Source organism: Luteipulveratus flavus (assembly GCF_029439465.1).
GTDB lineage: Bacteria > Actinomycetota > Actinomycetes > Actinomycetales > Dermatophilaceae > Luteipulveratus > Luteipulveratus flavus.
On the sequence record NZ_JAROAV010000028.1, the window covers coordinates 430,083 to 445,764 of the forward strand.

The 15,682-nt window shown below is 71.5% G+C and carries 18 protein-coding genes; 10 read left to right on the forward strand and 8 right to left on the reverse strand.

Annotation, left to right across the window (positions count from 1 at the left end):
• Positions 1-70 precede the first annotated feature (70 nt).
• The gene (gene dacB, locus P4R38_RS10775; protein ID WP_277192126.1) at positions 71-1,498 is read right to left on the reverse strand and encodes a D-alanyl-D-alanine carboxypeptidase/D-alanyl-D-alanine endopeptidase; all 1,428 of its coding nucleotides are present in this window, start codon (positions 1,496-1,498) and stop codon (positions 71-73) included.
• A 110-nt stretch (positions 1,499-1,608) separates the two neighbouring features.
• Between dacB and P4R38_RS10780 the strand changes: the two genes are divergently transcribed.
• From P4R38_RS10780 to P4R38_RS10800, 5 genes are all read left to right on the forward strand, one after another.
• Complete coding sequence (locus tag P4R38_RS10780) at positions 1,609-2,199, forward strand: inorganic diphosphatase (protein WP_275239500.1); 591 nt, start codon at positions 1,609-1,611, stop codon at positions 2,197-2,199.
• An 89-nt stretch (positions 2,200-2,288) separates the two neighbouring features.
• A complete protein-coding gene (locus P4R38_RS10785) occupies positions 2,289-3,323 on the forward strand; it encodes an AraC family transcriptional regulator (protein ID WP_277192127.1) in 1,035 nt (344 codons plus the stop codon).
• A gap of 47 nt (positions 3,324-3,370) precedes the next feature.
• A complete protein-coding gene (locus P4R38_RS10790; RefSeq protein WP_277192128.1) occupies positions 3,371-4,525 on the forward strand; it encodes an MBL fold metallo-hydrolase in 1,155 nt (384 codons plus the stop codon).
• The gene (locus tag P4R38_RS10795) at positions 4,522-5,349 is read left to right on the forward strand and encodes an SDR family oxidoreductase (protein WP_277192129.1); all 828 of its coding nucleotides are present in this window, start codon (positions 4,522-4,524) and stop codon (positions 5,347-5,349) included. The genes P4R38_RS10790 and P4R38_RS10795 overlap by 4 nt, the downstream gene beginning before the upstream one ends.
• A 41-nt stretch (positions 5,350-5,390) precedes the next feature.
• The gene (locus P4R38_RS10800) at positions 5,391-5,768 is read left to right on the forward strand and encodes a hypothetical protein (RefSeq protein ID WP_277192130.1); all 378 of its coding nucleotides are present in this window, start codon (positions 5,391-5,393) and stop codon (positions 5,766-5,768) included.
• Between the two features lie 87 nt (positions 5,769-5,855).
• Here P4R38_RS10800 and P4R38_RS10805 read toward each other — a convergent pair whose 3' ends face one another.
• Together P4R38_RS10805 and P4R38_RS10810 are read right to left on the reverse strand one after the other, a co-directional pair.
• Complete coding sequence (locus tag P4R38_RS10805) at positions 5,856-7,178, reverse strand: MFS transporter (protein ID WP_277192131.1); 1,323 nt, start codon at positions 7,176-7,178, stop codon at positions 5,856-5,858.
• A complete protein-coding gene (locus tag P4R38_RS10810) occupies positions 7,175-7,819 on the reverse strand; it encodes a GntR family transcriptional regulator (protein ID WP_277192132.1) in 645 nt (214 codons plus the stop codon). Before P4R38_RS10810 ends, P4R38_RS10805 begins: the two co-directional genes overlap by 4 nt.
• 78 nt (positions 7,820-7,897) lie before the next feature.
• Between P4R38_RS10810 and P4R38_RS10815 the strand changes: the two genes are divergently transcribed.
• Complete coding sequence (locus P4R38_RS10815) at positions 7,898-8,761, forward strand: alpha/beta fold hydrolase (RefSeq protein ID WP_277192133.1); 864 nt, start codon at positions 7,898-7,900, stop codon at positions 8,759-8,761.
• A gap of 343 nt (positions 8,762-9,104) precedes the next feature.
• A complete protein-coding gene (locus tag P4R38_RS10820) occupies positions 9,105-10,832 on the forward strand; it encodes a TIGR03767 family metallophosphoesterase (protein WP_277192134.1) in 1,728 nt (575 codons plus the stop codon).
• A gap of 13 nt (positions 10,833-10,845) precedes the next feature.
• Here the strand turns inward: P4R38_RS10820 and P4R38_RS10825 are convergent, their stop codons facing one another.
• Positions 10,846-11,982 carry a serine hydrolase domain-containing protein gene (locus tag P4R38_RS10825; protein ID WP_277192135.1) on the reverse strand — a complete coding sequence of 379 codons (1,137 nt, stop codon included), beginning with the start codon at positions 11,980-11,982 and terminating at the stop codon, positions 10,846-10,848.
• Between the two features lie 90 nt (positions 11,983-12,072).
• Here P4R38_RS10825 and P4R38_RS10830 point away from each other — a divergent pair, with 90 nt between their 5' ends.
• From P4R38_RS10830 to P4R38_RS10840, 3 genes are read left to right on the forward strand one after another with little or no spacing between them, the layout of a single operon-like run.
• Positions 12,073-13,107: a zinc-dependent alcohol dehydrogenase family protein gene (locus P4R38_RS10830; protein WP_277192136.1), complete on the forward strand. Its 1,035-nt coding sequence runs from the start codon at positions 12,073-12,075 to the stop codon at positions 13,105-13,107.
• Positions 13,104-13,502, forward strand: a complete 399-nt coding sequence (locus P4R38_RS10835; RefSeq protein WP_277192137.1) for a DUF2255 family protein — start codon at positions 13,104-13,106, stop codon at positions 13,500-13,502. The genes P4R38_RS10830 and P4R38_RS10835 overlap by 4 nt, the downstream gene beginning before the upstream one ends.
• A gap of 23 nt (positions 13,503-13,525) precedes the next feature.
• A complete protein-coding gene (locus P4R38_RS10840; RefSeq protein WP_275239513.1) occupies positions 13,526-13,939 on the forward strand; it encodes a (R)-mandelonitrile lyase in 414 nt (137 codons plus the stop codon).
• Between the two features lie 37 nt (positions 13,940-13,976).
• Here the strand turns inward: P4R38_RS10840 and P4R38_RS10845 are convergent, their stop codons facing one another.
• Genes P4R38_RS10845 through P4R38_RS20150 form a run of 4 tightly spaced genes read right to left on the reverse strand, consistent with a single transcriptional unit; the run spans position 13,977 to position 15,679 of the window.
• Positions 13,977-14,276 (reverse strand): gas vesicle protein K, encoded by a 300-nt coding sequence (locus tag P4R38_RS10845; RefSeq protein WP_275239514.1) that lies wholly within the window; start codon positions 14,274-14,276, stop codon positions 13,977-13,979.
• Entirely contained in the window at positions 14,273-14,482 is a 210-nt protein-coding gene (locus tag P4R38_RS10850) for a gas vesicle protein (RefSeq protein WP_277192138.1), read from the reverse strand. The genes P4R38_RS10845 and P4R38_RS10850 overlap by 4 nt, the downstream gene beginning before the upstream one ends.
• Complete coding sequence (locus tag P4R38_RS10855) at positions 14,479-15,252, reverse strand: GvpL/GvpF family gas vesicle protein (protein WP_277192283.1); 774 nt, start codon at positions 15,250-15,252, stop codon at positions 14,479-14,481. The genes P4R38_RS10850 and P4R38_RS10855 overlap by 4 nt, the downstream gene beginning before the upstream one ends.
• On the reverse strand, positions 15,245-15,679 hold the full coding sequence (locus P4R38_RS20150; RefSeq protein WP_277192139.1) for a gas vesicle protein: 435 nt from the start codon (positions 15,677-15,679) through the stop codon (positions 15,245-15,247). Before P4R38_RS20150 ends, P4R38_RS10855 begins: the two co-directional genes overlap by 8 nt.
• Between the last annotated feature and the right edge of the window lie 3 nt (positions 15,680-15,682).

Consider the following 15,682-nt stretch of genomic DNA (forward strand, 5'->3'; position numbering starts at 1 on the left):
GACCAGGCGCACACGCATGGCTGTGCCCACCTCCAGCTTTTGCCGGGGGGTTTGTGGGAGGGCGCGCGGGTCAGCGGCAGCCGCAGCCGGCGAGCGCGGCGACCACCCGGTCCAGCTGCGCCCGCGCGTCCAGCGGGCCGCGCGGCTGCTTGCCGTTGTTGATCAGGGTGAACGCCAGCAGCCGCCCGTCCTTGTCCAGCACGGTGCCGGTCAGGCTGGTGACCGAGGGCAGGCTGCCCGTCTTGGCCCGGACGACCCCGACGCCCGCGCGCGCGTCCGGGACGCCGAACCGGTCGTGCACGGTGCCGTTCAGGCCCGCGACCGGCAACCGCGACACAACCTGCTCGAACCGGGGACTCTTGCCGGAGGTGGCTCGCACGATCAGGTCGCCGAGCACCCGCGCCGGGATGGTCGTCCCGTCACCGAGTCCGCTCGCGTCGGCGAGGCGTACGCCGCGCAGGTCGATGCCGTCGCGCTTGAGCGTGTCGGTGATCCAGGCGACGACCGAGGCGGTGTCGCCGGGCCGGCCGGCCTTCGCGGCGGCCTGCCGGGCGAGCGACTCGACCATCGCGTTGTCGCTGTCCTGCAGGGCGACGCCGAGGACGTCGACGATCGGCGCGGAATGGACGACACCGAGCCGGGCCGCCCCTTCGGCGGCAGTCGTCGTACCGCCGAGTGTCGCCGAGATCCCTTGCCCGGCAAGGGCTTTCACGAACGCCTGGGCGGTGCTCCGGGCCGGGTCCTTCGGCGGGGGCGTGCCCGGGTGAGCGCGCTGGGTGGACAGGCCGAGCATCGCGATACGCGCGGTGTACCCGGAGTCGACGTTGCCCTGCGCCCAGTGCGCGGCCTGCAAGGGACCGGGCGCGTACGAGACGTCGTAGCCGACGGTGGTCGACGTGCGGCCCTGTGCCTTGAGCTGCTTCGCGACCTGGGCGGCGAGGTCGTCCAGCCCGGCCCGACCGGTGACCGCGTTCGGGTCGCCGGAACCCGGGTTGAGCACGGTGTCGCCGCCGGCGACGAGCACGACGGAGCCGCCGCTGCTCTCGACGACCGTCGTGTCGAGGGTGGCGCCGAGGTCGAGCGTCCGGGCGATGGCGTACGCCGACAGCATCTTGGTGATCGACGCCGGCGTGTGCGCGCCGTCCGCGTCGACGTCCATCAGGTGCTGGCCGGTCCGCCCGTCGCGGATGGTGAGGGCGGTGGTCGGGCCGAGGTACCGGCTCTTCAGCAGTGGGCTGACGAGGGCGCTGACCTTCGCCGGGGCGGGGACGGGCGCGTCGGCCGCCTGGGCGACGGCCTCCACCTTCGGCACGACGGGCGGCGCGGCAGAGGCGGCCGGCGGCGGTGCCGTATGACCGGGGACGGGTACCGGATCACGCTGCGCATCGGTCGTCGTCAGGACGCCCGGGACCTTGTCGTAGACGTCCAGGGCGGCGTACCCGCCGAGGAGGACGACGACCGCCGTACCCGCGGCGGCCACCCTGCCCGCAGTCCGCATGTCGCCCCCTTGTGCCCGTTCGCGCCGTCGGTGGGAGACACTAACCCGCGGACCTGGTGGACGTTCGCCGGTCCGCCACCGCCGACACACACGAGGAATGGCCAGGGCCCATGGAGTTCGACGTCACCATCGAGATCCCGCGCGGAACGCGCAACAAGTACGAGATCGACCACGAGACGGGTCGCATCCGGCTGGACCGTCTGCTGTTCACGGCGATGAGCTACCCCGCCGACTACGGCTACATCGAGGACACCCTCGGCGAGGACGGCGACCCGCTGGACGCGCTGGTGCTGCTGGACGAGCCGACCTTCCCCGGCTGCATCGTGCGCGCCCGCGCGGTCGGTGTCTTCAAGATGGTCGACGAGGCCGGCGGCGACGACAAGATCCTGTGCGTGCCCGCGGGCGACCCGCGCAAGGACGGCGTCCAGGACACCAAGGACGTCAGCGAGTTCACCCTCAAGGAGACCCAGCACTTCTTCGAGACCTACAAGGCGCTGGAGCCGGGCAAGTCCGTCGAGGAGGGCTCGCACTGGGTCGGCGCCGACGAGGCCGTGAAGGTCGTCGAGGACGCCCTGAAGCGCGCCAAGGACCAGGGCGTCACCACCGCCCGCTGGGCGATGCCGGCCCACGACTCGCACGACACCGAGCGCTCGATCGACCGTTCGAGCGAGGACAGCCAGGCCGCCAAGCCCGAGGCCTGATCCGCACCACACCCGAGCAGAGGCGTACGACGACCGTCACGGTTGTCGTACGCCTCCGTCGTGATGCGGTCCGGCTTACGATGCCGGGCGTGGTTGCGACGATTCGCGCCGCGAGTCTGCGCGGCTTTCAGGGACTGGTTCGCCGGCTGGGCGGCGAGCCCGAGGTGTTCCTGAGCCGCTACCGCATCTCGGCGGACGTGCTGGACAGTGACGACGGCCTGGTGCCCATCACCGAGCACGACCTCATGCTGGACGCGGCGGCTGCTGAGCTGGGCTGTCCTGATCTCGGCCTGCAGCTGGCCGAGTCCCAGGATCTTTCGATACTCGGTCCGCTCGCGCTGGCGATCGCCGCCTCGCCGACCGTGACCGAGGCGCTGCAGTGCGTGTCGCGGTTCATGTTCGTGCACAGCCCGGCGCTGCACATCGGCGTGATGCCCGACCCGCGGGGTCGGCGCGGGGTGGTCGCTCTGACCTACCGCAAGGACCTGAGCGAGTCGTCCTACTCCCCGCAGGCCATGGAGCTGGGCGTCGGCCTGTTCTACCGGGTGGCGATCAGCCTCCTGCACCTGCAGGGTCCGTTCACCGGCCTGCACTCGGTGGAGCTTCCGCACCAGCCTCTGTCTCCCGTGCGGCGCTACACCGAGTTCTTCGGTGTGGACGCCGTACGGTTCGGTGCGAGTCTCGCGGCGCTGCGGGTCGATCAGCGCATGCTCGACGAGAGCTTCACCACCGCCGACGAGACGATCCGCCGCCTGGCGCTGGACCACCTCACGCGCCACTACCAGGAACCGGCAACGACGGTATCGGTCGCCGTCCGGCGCGCAGTGGCGCAACGTCTGGGCATCTCCGGCCTGTCACTGACGCAGACGGCTCACCTGATGGGGATGCACCCGCGGACCCTGCAACGCCGCCTGGCGGCGGAGGGCACCGGCTTCGAGAAGATCGTGGACGACGTCCGGCGGGAGGCCTCGTGGCACTACGTCACCAGCACCGCTGTGCCGTTCTCCCAGGTGGCCGAGCGAGTCGGGTTCAGCGAGCAGGCTGCGCTGACCCACGCCGTACGCCGGTGGTTCGACGCAAGTCCACGCGCTCTGCGGGTCCGCGAGGGAGCCGGCGGCAGATAGTCGTCCTGGATCAAGTAGTGCCGCCGGGATCGATGCATGCTGCGGGCATGGTGATGGAGTGGACGGAAGAACGAGTGCTGACCGGCATCGGAGCGCGGACGATTCCCGAGTTCGAGGGCGTCCATGACGTGTGGCCGCGTGGTGAGCGGCTACAGGCGGTCCGCGAGGCGGCGGTCGCGTACAAGACCCGGTTCGTTTCCCAGGGTCAGGTCCGCGCGGTCCGCTCGGTCGACATCGCGGCCGCGCCCTACCCGGTGCTGTACGCGTTCAACGGGGCGGTGCAGGTACCCCACCTGCCGCTCATATCGATGATCAACCGGATGATCGTGGTGCAGTACGACGACTGGGACGGCCGGCCGCGGACGCTCGTCTTCGAGCCGACGGTGCCCGCCGGTTCGGCCGAGGCGCCGTTCTACGCCAGCCTGCAGAGGCTGACCGACAAGGTCCCGTTCGGGCTGGGTCGTCGGGTCGAGAGCGTCGTCCTGAAGTACATCCATGAGCCGGAGGACGTACTCGCGCTCGTCGGGCTGACGCCGCAGGACATCGACTTCTGCACCTTCGACCACTTGCACGTGCAGGACCCCCGGATGATCCTGGGTTCGAGCCGTGTCATCGAGGGTGAGACCGCCCCACGCGCGCCGCTGTTCGGCGAGGCCAGGATGCTGGTCCACGAGCGTGAGCTCGCGACGCTCCAGTCGCCTCATCCCATGCAGTGGGCGTGGTACGTCGAGGACGGTCTCGACGGTGTCGACATGAACCGGTTCGCGACCTTCGACGCCGACATCGAGCTCGGCCCCGGCCTGAGCCTGCTGTGGACGCCCGGCCACACCGACGGCAACCACTCGCTGGTCATCAACACCCCGGACGGGGTGTGGGTGTCCTCCGAGAACGGCATCTCGCTGGACAACTGGCAGCCCGAGCTCTCCAGGATCCCGGGCGTACGGCGGTACGCCGAGACCTACGGTCGGGAGATCTGCCCGAACGCGAACACGCTCGAGGACTCCCTGGACCAGTACGACTCCATGATCAAGGAGAAGATCATGGCCGACCCGTGCAGGAGCGACCCGCAGTGGTTGCAGATCCTGCCCTCCACCGAGCTGGCGCCCTGGAAGCGCTTCTGGCCGGTGGTACCGACGTACTGGCACGGCGGCATCGAGTACGGGCGCATCGAGTCCGGCCTGCGCCAGGGATCGGCCCAGTGACGTCCACGCGCGGAGGTGCCGTCGTCACGGGCGCGGGGCGCGGTCTCGGGCGGCTCATCGCTCGGTTGCTCGTCGACCGCGGGTACACCGTGCTCGTGACCGACCTGAACCGGACCGCTGCCGAAGCCGCCGCCGCCGAGCTCGGTGAGCAGGCCCATGCGTACACGCTGGACGTCCGCGACCCCGAAGCGGTCACGGCGGCACGGGAGGAGATCATCGCCCGCGCCGGGCGACTCGACCTGTGGGTCAACAACGCCGGTGTGCTCATCACCGGCCCGGCCTGGGAGCAGGACGCCGACACCCGCGGCCTGATGCTGGAGGTCAACGCGATCGGCACGATCAACGGCACCGTCGCGGCGATCGAGGCGATGCGCGAGCACGGCGGCCACATCGTCAACATCGTGTCGCTCGCCGGGCTGAGTGCCGTCCCCGGCGAGGCGGTGTACGCCGCGTCCAAGCACGCCGCGATCGGGTTCAGCCTCAGCACGCTGTCGGATCTGCGACTGGCCGGGATCACGAACATCGACCTCTCCTGCGTCTGCCCGGACGGCATCTGGACGCCGATGCTGCACGACAAGCTGGACGACCCGGCCTCGGCGCTGTCGTTCTCGGGCAAGTTGCTGCGCCCCGAGGACGTGACGGCCGTGGTCGCGTCGGTGCTCGACCGGCCGCGGCCGGTGACGACCATCCCGCGCTGGCGGGGTGCCCAGGCGCGCCTGGGCGACACGTTCCCGTCGGCCGCCCTCCGGCTGGTGTCCGTGGTCGTCGCCCGAGGCCGGCGCACGCAGCACCGGCTCCGGGCCGCCGCCGGCGCTCGCCGCTAGGAAGAGCGGCGTCGAGCGCGGTCGTCGCTAGCATCCTCACCATGACAGGCACTCGGCTCGGAAGGCTCAGCCTCGGCTTGGACGCTGCCTACTGCGTCGTGGTCGGGATCATGCTCGGGGCAGCGGCACCGCTCATCGCCGGCTGGGCACGGCTGCCCGTCGCGCTCATCGTCGGGGTCGGTGCTCTGGTCGCGATCTGGGGAGTCGCCGTCTGGTGGCTGCGGCGTCGTCACCACCTTCGCGGTGCGCTGAGAGTCGTCATGCTCGCGAACGGTGCGGCCGTGCTTGCGCTGTGTGGTGTCTCGGTCGCCATCGGAGGGGTCCTGCTGGTCGTGGCCCTGATCGCCGCGGCCGTCGACGTCGCCGGCTTCGGTGTGTCGCAGGCGGTCGCGCTACGCCGACTGGAGCCGTCCGTCTAGGCCACGCGACCGCCGGGTCTTCCTGCGGCTCACAGGGTTTCGACTCGGCTCCGCTGCGCTCCGCCGGCTCGACCAGCGGGCGCCCGCTCACGCAGCGGCGCGCAGGCGCTCGGGGATCAGGTGCTCGTACGCGCCGGTCTCGTCGGCGTGGATGTGCCGGCGGGTGCGGCGTCGGTAGCGGACGATCATCGCGACGCCGGTGAACCAGACCAGGTACTGCACGGCCATCGCCCAGCGGAACGAGTCGACGGTGTACGTCGACGGCCCGCCCGGTGAGACACGGTCGAGCACGACGCCGATCAGGACGACGGTCCCGAGGGCCGCGACGAACCCGCCGACGTTGACGATGCCCGTCGCACTGCCGATGCGGGTGGGCGGGTTGAACGTGCGCGCCAGGTCGAACCCGATCATCGAGCCCGGACCACCGATGGCCGTCGCGACCACCAGGACCACGAGCAGCCACATCGGAGCGCGCCCGGGCCACAGCAGCACGACGGTCCAGACGGTCATGATGGTGGCGACCACGCCGAGGATGAGGGTCGAGCGCGAGTACGGGTACCGGCTCACGAACACCCCGAACAGCGGGCTGCTGAGCACGGTGGTCACGACCATCAGCGCGAGCAGCCGGCTCGCCTCGCCGGTGGACAGGCCCTCGCCCGCGGTCAGGAACGGGAAGCCCCACATGATCGCGAACACGTTCGCGCTGAACTGCGACGTGAAGTGGCACCACAGGCCCAGACGAGTGCCCGGCTGCCGCCAGGCCAGCCGGAGCGCGCGCCCGACCGCCCGCAGCTTGATGTCCGTCCGGTCCGGGTCGGCGTACGGGCTGTCCTGCACGACCAGGAGGAGGACGACGCCGAGCACGACACCGATCGCGGCCGCGAGCAGGAACGACCGCGTCCAGCCGAGGCCGTCCAGGGCCGCGGCCAGCGGGCCGGCGGCGGCGAGCGCGCCGAGCTGGCCGGCGAATCCGGTCACCTGCGTGACCATCGGCGTCCGGGCAGGCGGGAACCACAGGGCCACCAGACGCAGCACGGACACGAAGACCATGGCGTCACCCATGCCGACGAAGACGCGCGCGACGATGCCGGCGGCGTAGGAGTCGACGAAGGCGAACGCCAGCTGCGCGGCGGACATGGTGACGACCCCGGCGACCAGCAGCACCTTCGAGCCGAAGCGGTCCAGCAGGGCACCGACGGGGATCTGCATCGCGGCGTAGACCGCCAGCTGGACCATCGCGAACGTCGCCAGCTGGGCGGAGGAGATGTGGAAGCGGTCGGCAGCGATCAGGCCGGCGACGCCGAGCGAGGTGCGGTGGAAGACGGCGAGCAGGTAGACGAGCACCGCGCTCGTCCAGACCGCCCAGGCCCGGGCGCCGCCGAGCGGATGCCGCAGCGTGGCATCGGTCATCGGGCCACCCCCAGGCGGTCCATCGCGTCCTGGACGTGCGCCCGGGACTCGCGGACGAACTCGGCACGGGTGCCCTCCGTCAGCAGCCGGATCAGGGTCCGGTGGGCGGTGACGGCGTGCGTCATCCGCGACGCGCTGGCCCGGATGCCGTCGGCGAGAATGCACATCTGCCGGTCCCGCAGCATGCGGTACTGCCGGGCCATCACGCTGTTTCCGGCGGCCGCGACGATCGCCTCGTGGAACGCTCGGTCGGCCTCGCTGAAGCCGGCGACGTCGTCGGCGGCCTTGGCGTCGACCATCGTGGCGAGGTGACCGCGCAGGTCGACGACGAGGTCGGCGCGCTCAGCCCATGCACGGCCGGCCGCCCACTCCTCGATGACCAGCCGGGCCTCCAGCACCTCGTGCGCCTCGCGGGGAGTGACCGGGACGACCAGGGCCCCCTTCTTCGGGTAGAGCGCGACAAGGCCCTCCGTCTCGAGCCGGAGCAGCGCCTCGCGCACCGGCGTACGGCTCACGCCCACCTCGTCGCCGACCTGACCCTCGGTGAAGAAGGTGCCGCCGGCGCGGTCGCCGCGCAGGATGGCGTGCTTGACGTGCTCGTAGACCCGTTCGGACGCGGGCGCTGCTGTGGAGGTCGACATGTTGTATCTATCTTAGATGCAACATCGAGTTCGTGGACGCGGGCGACCACATCGCGAACGGCCCCTACCGTGGAGTGGGTGGACACCTTCACGCACGACGGCCTGACCTTTGACGCCACCGACTCCGGCCCGCGCGACGGCGACGTCGTGCTCCTGCTGCACGGGTTCCCGCAGGACCGGCACGCGTACGACCGTGTCGCGGCGCGGCTGAACGACGCCGGCCTACGCACCATCGCCTTCGACCAGCGCGGCTACTCCCCCGGCGCGACCCCGGGCGGACGGTCGGCGTACGGGATGAAGCACCTGGTGCGCGACGCGCTGGCGGCGGCCGACGCGGCGGGAGCGCAGACGTTCCACGTGGTCGGCCACGACTGGGGCGGCGCGGTCGCGTGGGCGCTGGCCGAGCACGCCGCCGACCGCGTCCGCACCGTCACCGTCCTCTCCACGCCGCACCCGGAGGCGCTCGTGCGCGCGTTCCGGACGTTCACTCAGGCCAAGAAGAGCTGGTACATGGCGTTCTTCCAGCTGCCGTACGTCCCCGAGCGCGCCATCCCCAGGACGCTGCGGCGGACGTACGCGGGGCTGCCCGAGGCCGACATCGAGCGCTACGTCGCGCGGTTCAGCACGCCGGAGTCGCTGACCGGCCCGTTGAACTGGTACCGCGCGATGGCCGGCGCCCAGGTCGGTGCGCTCACCCGATCGCTGCGGTCCGGGAGGTCCGGCGGCGAGCCGGCTGCTCCGCGACACGGGATCACCGTGCCGACCACCTACATCTGGGGGCGGCGCGACTTCGCCCTCGGCCGGGAGGCGGCCGAGCTCACGCAGGAGTACGTCGAGGCGGACTACCGGTTCGTCGAGCTGGACGCCGGCCACTGGCTCCCTGAGCTGAACGCCGACGACGTCGCCACCACCGTCCTCGACCGCATCCGTACCGCCGCCTGAGAGTCCGTGCCGCCACGCCGGTTGAGCCGCCTCCTACGCCGGTTGAGCCGGCCCGGAGCGCTAGCGGAGGGCCGAGTCGAAACCCCGTGACACGCGGGGAGACTCAGCGTCCGCGGTCGCCTGGTTTCGACACGGACTCGCCTAGCGGCTCGTCCGGCTCAACCGGCGGAATGGTCGGCTCGTCCGGCTCAACCGGCGGAATGGTCGGCTCGTCCGGCGAGGTGGTCGGCTCGTCCGGCTCAGTGGGCGAGTCTTCGGAACTCGGTCGCTCGCATGTCACCCGCCGGCCACCGGGGCACGGCACGCTGGACGACGTCCGCCACCACGATCCCGGGGGTCCGCCGTGCCGTCGATCAGCCGTCGCTCGTTCCTGCTCGCCGGAGCCGGAGGCCTCGGAGCCGCCGCCCTCAGCTGTGGACGGGGCACGTCCGCTCACGCCCTCGACCGCGCCCTGCGCCTCGGCGCCCAGCGCGCGGTGAGCATCAGCGGCACGTCCCTGGAGCAGGCCGCCACGCCGATGGGCGGCTCCGGGTACCGCCGGCTGACCGCCGGCCCCGGCTACCCGCTCGCTGTCCGGACCGACCTGGCCGCCGGCAAGGCCGACCGCGACGACCGGCGTACCGCGCTCGCGTCGATCGTCCAGCTCACCGACGTGCACGTGCTGGACGCGCAGTCACCGATGCGCTTCGAGTTCCTGCACGACATCACCGGGTCGGCCTTCCGCCCGCAGGAGGCCCTCGGCACGCACGGCGCGGCGCAGCTGGTGAAGCGTGTCAACGACGTCGCTCGCGGACCCTTCAGCGGCCGGCCGTTCGACTGCGTGGTCTCCACCGGCGACAACACCGACAACCACGAGGACGTCGAGCTCGACTGGTTCCTCACGCTGCTGAGCGGCGGGTCGGTCACCGCCACCACCGGCGACCCGAGCCACTGGGAGGGGGTGCAGTCCGGCGGCGACGCGAGCTACTACAACCCCGAGCTGACCGTCCAGGACCGGTACAAGAAGGCCGGATTCCCCACACTGCCAGGCTTTTTCGGCCGTACGACGGCGCCCCACACCAGTGCCGGTCTCACGACTCCGTGGTACTCCGTGTTCGGCAACCACGACGACTCGATCGAGGGCACCCTCCCGTCGAACTTCCTCGGCCTCGACGCGGTCTACACCGGAAGCTTCAAGTTCACCGGGTTCGCCGACGCGGGGAGCAACGCCGCCCTGCAGGACGCCGTACGCCGGCAGAGCACAGCGATCCTCGGCACGAACGGCACGATGACGTCCGGCTGGAAGGTCACGCCTGACGCGCGCCGCCGGCCGTTCTCCCCCGTCGAGTTCATCGAGCGCCACCGCCGCGCCGCCTACACCGGGCCTGGCCCGTTCGGGCACGGCTTCGACGAGGAGGCGGCCGCCACCGGGCGCGGCTACTACGCGTTCCCGATCGCACCTGGCGTCACCGGCATCGCCATGGACTCCACGAACCGCGCGGGCTTCACCGAGGGCTCGATCGGCGACGAGCAGTGGCGCTGGCTCAAGCGCCGGCTGCAGGCCGGGTCGAGCACCTACTGGGACTGGGGGTTCCGGCACACCCACGCCGTCCAGGACGAGTACTTCGTGCTGTTCAGCCACCACACCTCGGGCTCGATGAGCAACCTCCTGCTGGACCCGGCAAAGCCCGAGATCCGGCACGCCGGGTTCGAGCTGCTGCGGATGCTGCACGACTTCCCGAACGTGCTCGCCTGGGTCAACGGGCACACCCACGTCAACGCGATCACCCCGCAGGGGCACGCCGACCCGCGCCGGGCGTTCTGGGAGATCAACACCGCCTCGCACATCGACTTCCCGCAGCAGGCGCGGATCGTCGACGTCTGCGACAACCGGGACGGCACGCTGTCGCTGTTCACGACGCTGATCGAGTCAGCCGCGCCGTACCAGGCGTCGTACGACTCGGGGACGCAGGCGTCGCTGGCCTCGCTGTACCGGGAGCTGTCGTTCAACGACATCCACGCGAGCCTGGCGGCCGAGGGCACGGCGACCGACCGCAACACCGAGCTGCTGCTGGTCGACCCGCGCGCCTGACCCGTCCGGTCGGCTACCCGCCGATGGCGTCAGCGACGGCGGTCGCCCAGGCCGCTCGTACCGGGTGGATCGAGCCGCGCTCCCGGCTGGGATGGACGCGGTTGGTCAGCAGGATCGCGGCGGCACCGCGGTCGAGGTCGACCGCCAGCGAGGTGCCGGTGAAGCCCGTGTGCCCGACCGTGCGGGGCCCGCTCAACGCACCCATCCAGGCCGGCCGGTCGATGTCCAGCACGAGGCTGCGACCCTCACCCGGCACCCCGCGCCGGTCGGTGGTCGCGAGGGAGAGGCCGCACTCGCCGAGCAGCCGGCCACCGTCGTACCGGCCGTCGTCGATGAGGCACTGGGCGAGCCGCGCGAGGTCGTCGGCCGTGGAGAACAGGCCGGCGTGCCCGCTGACGCCGCCGAGCGACCACGCGTTCTCGTCGTGCACCTCTCCCCTGACCATGCCGCGGCCGGCGTCGTACTCGTCCTCGGTCGCGGCGCACCGGGTGGCGTCGGCGCGTCCGAACGTCGTACGGCACATGCCGAGCGGGCCGGTGATCCGTTGCTGCACCAGGAGATCCAACGTCTGCCCGGTGACGTGCTCGAGCAGCAGCTGCACGGTGATCAGGTTCAGGTCGCTGTAGGTGTAGCGGGTGCCGGCGGGCGCCTCCAGCGGGCAGCGCAGCACCGCGGCGAGCCGGGCGTTGCGGTCGGGCCAGTCCCGCCACAGCGGCAGCCACCACGGCAGGCCGCTGGTGTGCAGCGCGAGCTGCTCGACCGTGACGGCGTCCTTGTCGACGAACTCGGGCAGGTACGACACGACCGGGCGGTCGAGCTCGACGGCGCCCTCCTCGACGAGCTGGGCGAGGACCAGCGCAGTGAAGACCTTGGTGATCGAGGCGATGTCGAAGACCGTCTCCGGTGTCATGGGGACACGCTGCTCGGCGGCCAGCGGCGTCCCGTCACGGTCGGCGTACGCGAGCGCCCAGCCGGATGCCTCCCGCGCGACCACGCGGTTGTCGTACAGCGCCAGCGCCACCGCCCCCGGCAGCAACGGCACGCCGGCCGGCCCTGGCTCCACCTGGACGCGTCGGACGGCGTCGAGTCCCAGCCGCAGGACGTGGTCGTCGACGCCGGCCGGGCGTGCGGTCAGGTACGCGTCATCCATGAGTCCAGCATGTCTGCCGTCGTCGCAACGCGTGTCAGGGTGGGTAGACGTTGGTACGCACCGGCTGCGAGACCTATGGAGGAGATCACCATGCGAGCAGTCCTGATCTACGGTGCCGGCGACGTCCGTGTCGAGGACGTCCCCGACCCCAAGCTCCTGGAGCCCACCGACGCGATCGTGCGCGTCGTCCAGTCCTGCATCTGCGGGTCCGACCTGTGGCCGTACGGCAGCAAGGAACCCAGCGAGAAAGGTTCCCGGATCGGGCACGAGTTCCTCGGCGTCGTCGAGGAGACCGGGCCGGACGTGACCGGCCCGAAGAAGGGCGACCTGGTCGTCGCACCCTTCGTCTGGAGCGACAACACCTGCGAGTTCTGCCGGGAGGGCCTGCAGACCTCGTGCCTGCACGGCGGCGGCTGGGGCAGCACCGACGTCGACGGCGGGCAGGGCGAGGCCGTCCGCGTGCCGCAGGCGTCCGGCACCCTGGTCAGGCTGCCGGTGGAGGAGGACTCAGCTCTGCTGCCGTCCTTGCTGACGTTGTCGGACGTGTTCTCGACGGGCCACCACTGCGCGGTCACCGCCGGCGTCCGCGCCGGCACCGATGTCACCGTCATCGGGGACGGCGCCGTCGGCCTTCTCGCCGTTCTCGCGGCTAAGCGGCTCGGTGCCGAGCGCATCATCCTGATGGGCCGCCACACCGACCGCACCGACCTCGGCCGCGACTTCGGGGCGACCGACGTCGTCGCCGAGCGCGGTGAGGAGGGCGTCGCGAAGGTGCGCGAGCTCACCGGTGGGCACGGCACCCGCACCGTGCTGGAGTGCGTCGGGCTCGAGCCGGCCATCGAGACGGCGTACGGCGTCGTCCGGGACGGCGGGACCATCTCCCGCGTCGGGGCACCCCAGTACCCCACCGTGCCGGCGGACTTCGGCACGTTCCTGCGCAACGTCACCCTGACCGGCGGTGTCGCGCCGGCCCGCGCGTACATCGAGGAGCTGATGCCGGACGTGCTCGACGGCTCGCTGCAGCCGGGACGCGTCTTCACAGACACCGTCGACCTCGACGGCGTGCCGGGCGGGTACGAGGCGATGAAGAACCGCTCCGCGCTGAAGGTGCTGGTGAAGCCGTGAGCGCGCCGACGAGCTGGACCGCCGAGGAGCTCGCGACGATCGACCGGGTCGACGAGGTCGAGGTCGCCACGAGGCGGCGCGACGGCAGCCTGCGCTCCGACCGCATCGTCTGGATCGTCCGGCACGGCGACGCGGTGTATGTGCGGTCGGTGAACGGCGTTAGCGCGGCCTGGTACCGCGGCGTGCAGACCGCGCACCGAGGTCACCTGACCGCGGGTGGCCTGCGCCGGGACATCGTCTTCGTCGAGGCCGGCGACCACGCCGGCGACGCCGGCGACCTCGACGACGCGATCGACGCCGCGTACCGCGCGAAGTACGGGCAGTGGTCGGGCCCGGTGGCTCGCATCACCGACCCCGACGCGCGAGCCACCACCTTGCGTCTCGACCCCGCCTGAGCCGGCCCACGAAGGAGACCGACATGCAGAAGAACCCCAGCAGCCCGACCGTGAAGACGCCGGCGGAGAACTTCACCGGTGACGTGTGGATGGATCCGATCTTCAGCGGGGACGACACCTCGCAGCTGGTCTGCGCGCACGTCCGGTTCACCCCGGGTGCCCGCACCCACTGGCACTCCCACGCCAACGGGCAGCTGCTCGTCTGCACCGACGGCATCGGCTTGGTCGGCACCCGAGACGGCCGCACCGTCGTGCTGCGCGCGGGTGAGAGCGTCTGGACGCCGGCCGGCGAGGAGCACTTCCACGGTGGCACCGAGGACCACCTGATGTGCCACTACGCGATCCTCGACGCGGCCGGCGACGCCGAGGCGACCACGTGGCTCGAAGCGGTCACCGACGAGCAGTACGCCGCCGCGCACACCGCCGCCCGGCCCTGAGAGCACCGCCGCGTCGATGAGGCGGACGCGGGCGTGTTCAGAACCCCGGTTCGAGGATGCCGTTGAGCGGCCCCAGGTCGAGCTCCAGGTCCTGGGGCGTGAGGCCGAACTCCTCGCGCAGCCGCGTCATCGCCTGCTCCAGGCGCATGAGACCGACGCCGAGCGACTCCTCCTGCCTCTCGGTCAGGTCGCCCTCGTCGAAGCGGCGCAGGGCCTGGCGCTCCATCAGCTGGCGGAGCAGCTCGACGACAGTGAGCACCAGCTTCATCAGGTCGCGCTCGACGCCGTCCTCGGCCAGCTCGTACCGGCGCGGGCGGCGCGGCTCCTCCACGGTCACGGTGCCTCCATCTCGGCGGCGACCGAGCGCAGCAGCGCGCGCAGGCGCACCTCGACCAGGTCGACCTCGGCCAACGAGATGACGAGATCGCCGTGCAGGACCACACCCGTGCCGATCAACCGGTCCAGCAGATCCGCCAGCCCGGTCGTGCCGTGCGCCCCTCCGGTGGTGACAGTGCTCCCGTGCGTCGGGCCGCCGGCTTTCATTCCGGCGACCCCAGCGCCGCGAAGGAGTACGGCGCCCACGGCCCGGTCACCTCGACGAGCAGGCCGGGGTGGGCAGCGGCGTACTCCGCGCTCCGGTCCTCGAGCTCCCGCTGCGCCTCGTTCGGCACGAGGTAGGAGGCGTTGAGGAGCATCTGCTCGGGCCGACCGGTCAGTCGGGGATCCTGCAGGTCGTGGGTACGTTCGCGAACCGCGCTGTCGCACAACAGGTTTCGCAGCCCTTCCACCAGCTGCCGCTCGTCGTCGACCAGGGCGGTACGGCGTTCCCGCTCGTCCCTGCGCCGACGCAGGTAGGCAGCACCGGAGCCTGCGGGGCTCGATCCGGTCTCCGTAGGTTCCGGCTGCTCCGACGACCCCTGGTCCTGCCGGTAGACCTTGACCCCCAGCTCGACGCGGCCATCGAGCAGCAGGAGCGTCTCCTCGGTCTGCTCGCGCCAGTCGTCGATCCGGTCGCGCAGGCCGGACTCGTCGTGGAACACGGTGGCCAGCCCGGCCGGGACGACGGTCGCTCGCTCCGACAGCGTCTCCAGCACGCCGTTGTGCGCACGGGCGACCCGCTCGAGCCAGGACAGGTCCTCCAGGTGGGAGCGCAGGCCCGCCTCGTCGAAGTCGGCCATCGGCACGTCGCTGACGACCACGTCCAGCCCGTCCGCCCGCGCGATCCGGGGCTGCTGCCCCTCGACGCCGGGCGGTAGGTCGGTGTCGTCCAGGTCGCGTCCGACGGCGTACAGGTAGATGCCGAGATCAGTCATGGTCACGGGCCTCCAGTCGTTCGATGCGCTCGCGCAGCCGGGCGTTCTCGTCGGTCAGCTCGCGCGTACGGGAGCTGAACATCGGGTCCGAGCGCCACCAGTCGAGGCCCATCTCCTCGGCGCGCTCGACGGAGGCGACGACCAGCCGGATCTTGATCGTCAGCAGCTCGATGTCCAGCAGGTTGATGCGGACGTCACCCGCGATGACGATGCCCTTGTCGAGCACTCGTTCCAGGATGTCGGCGAGGTTGTTGCCACCCCCAGGGGCGGGCGCGGCGGGCGCCGGCGCCACCCGCGGGGGCGAGGCCGGCGTCCGCGTGTGCGTTGCCGAGGTGGTGGTGGCCCGGGCGGGCGCCGACGTGGACTTCACGGTCCGCGCCGGCGCCCGTCGGGACCGACTCTTCGAGGCCTGATCGGTGTTGTTCATGTC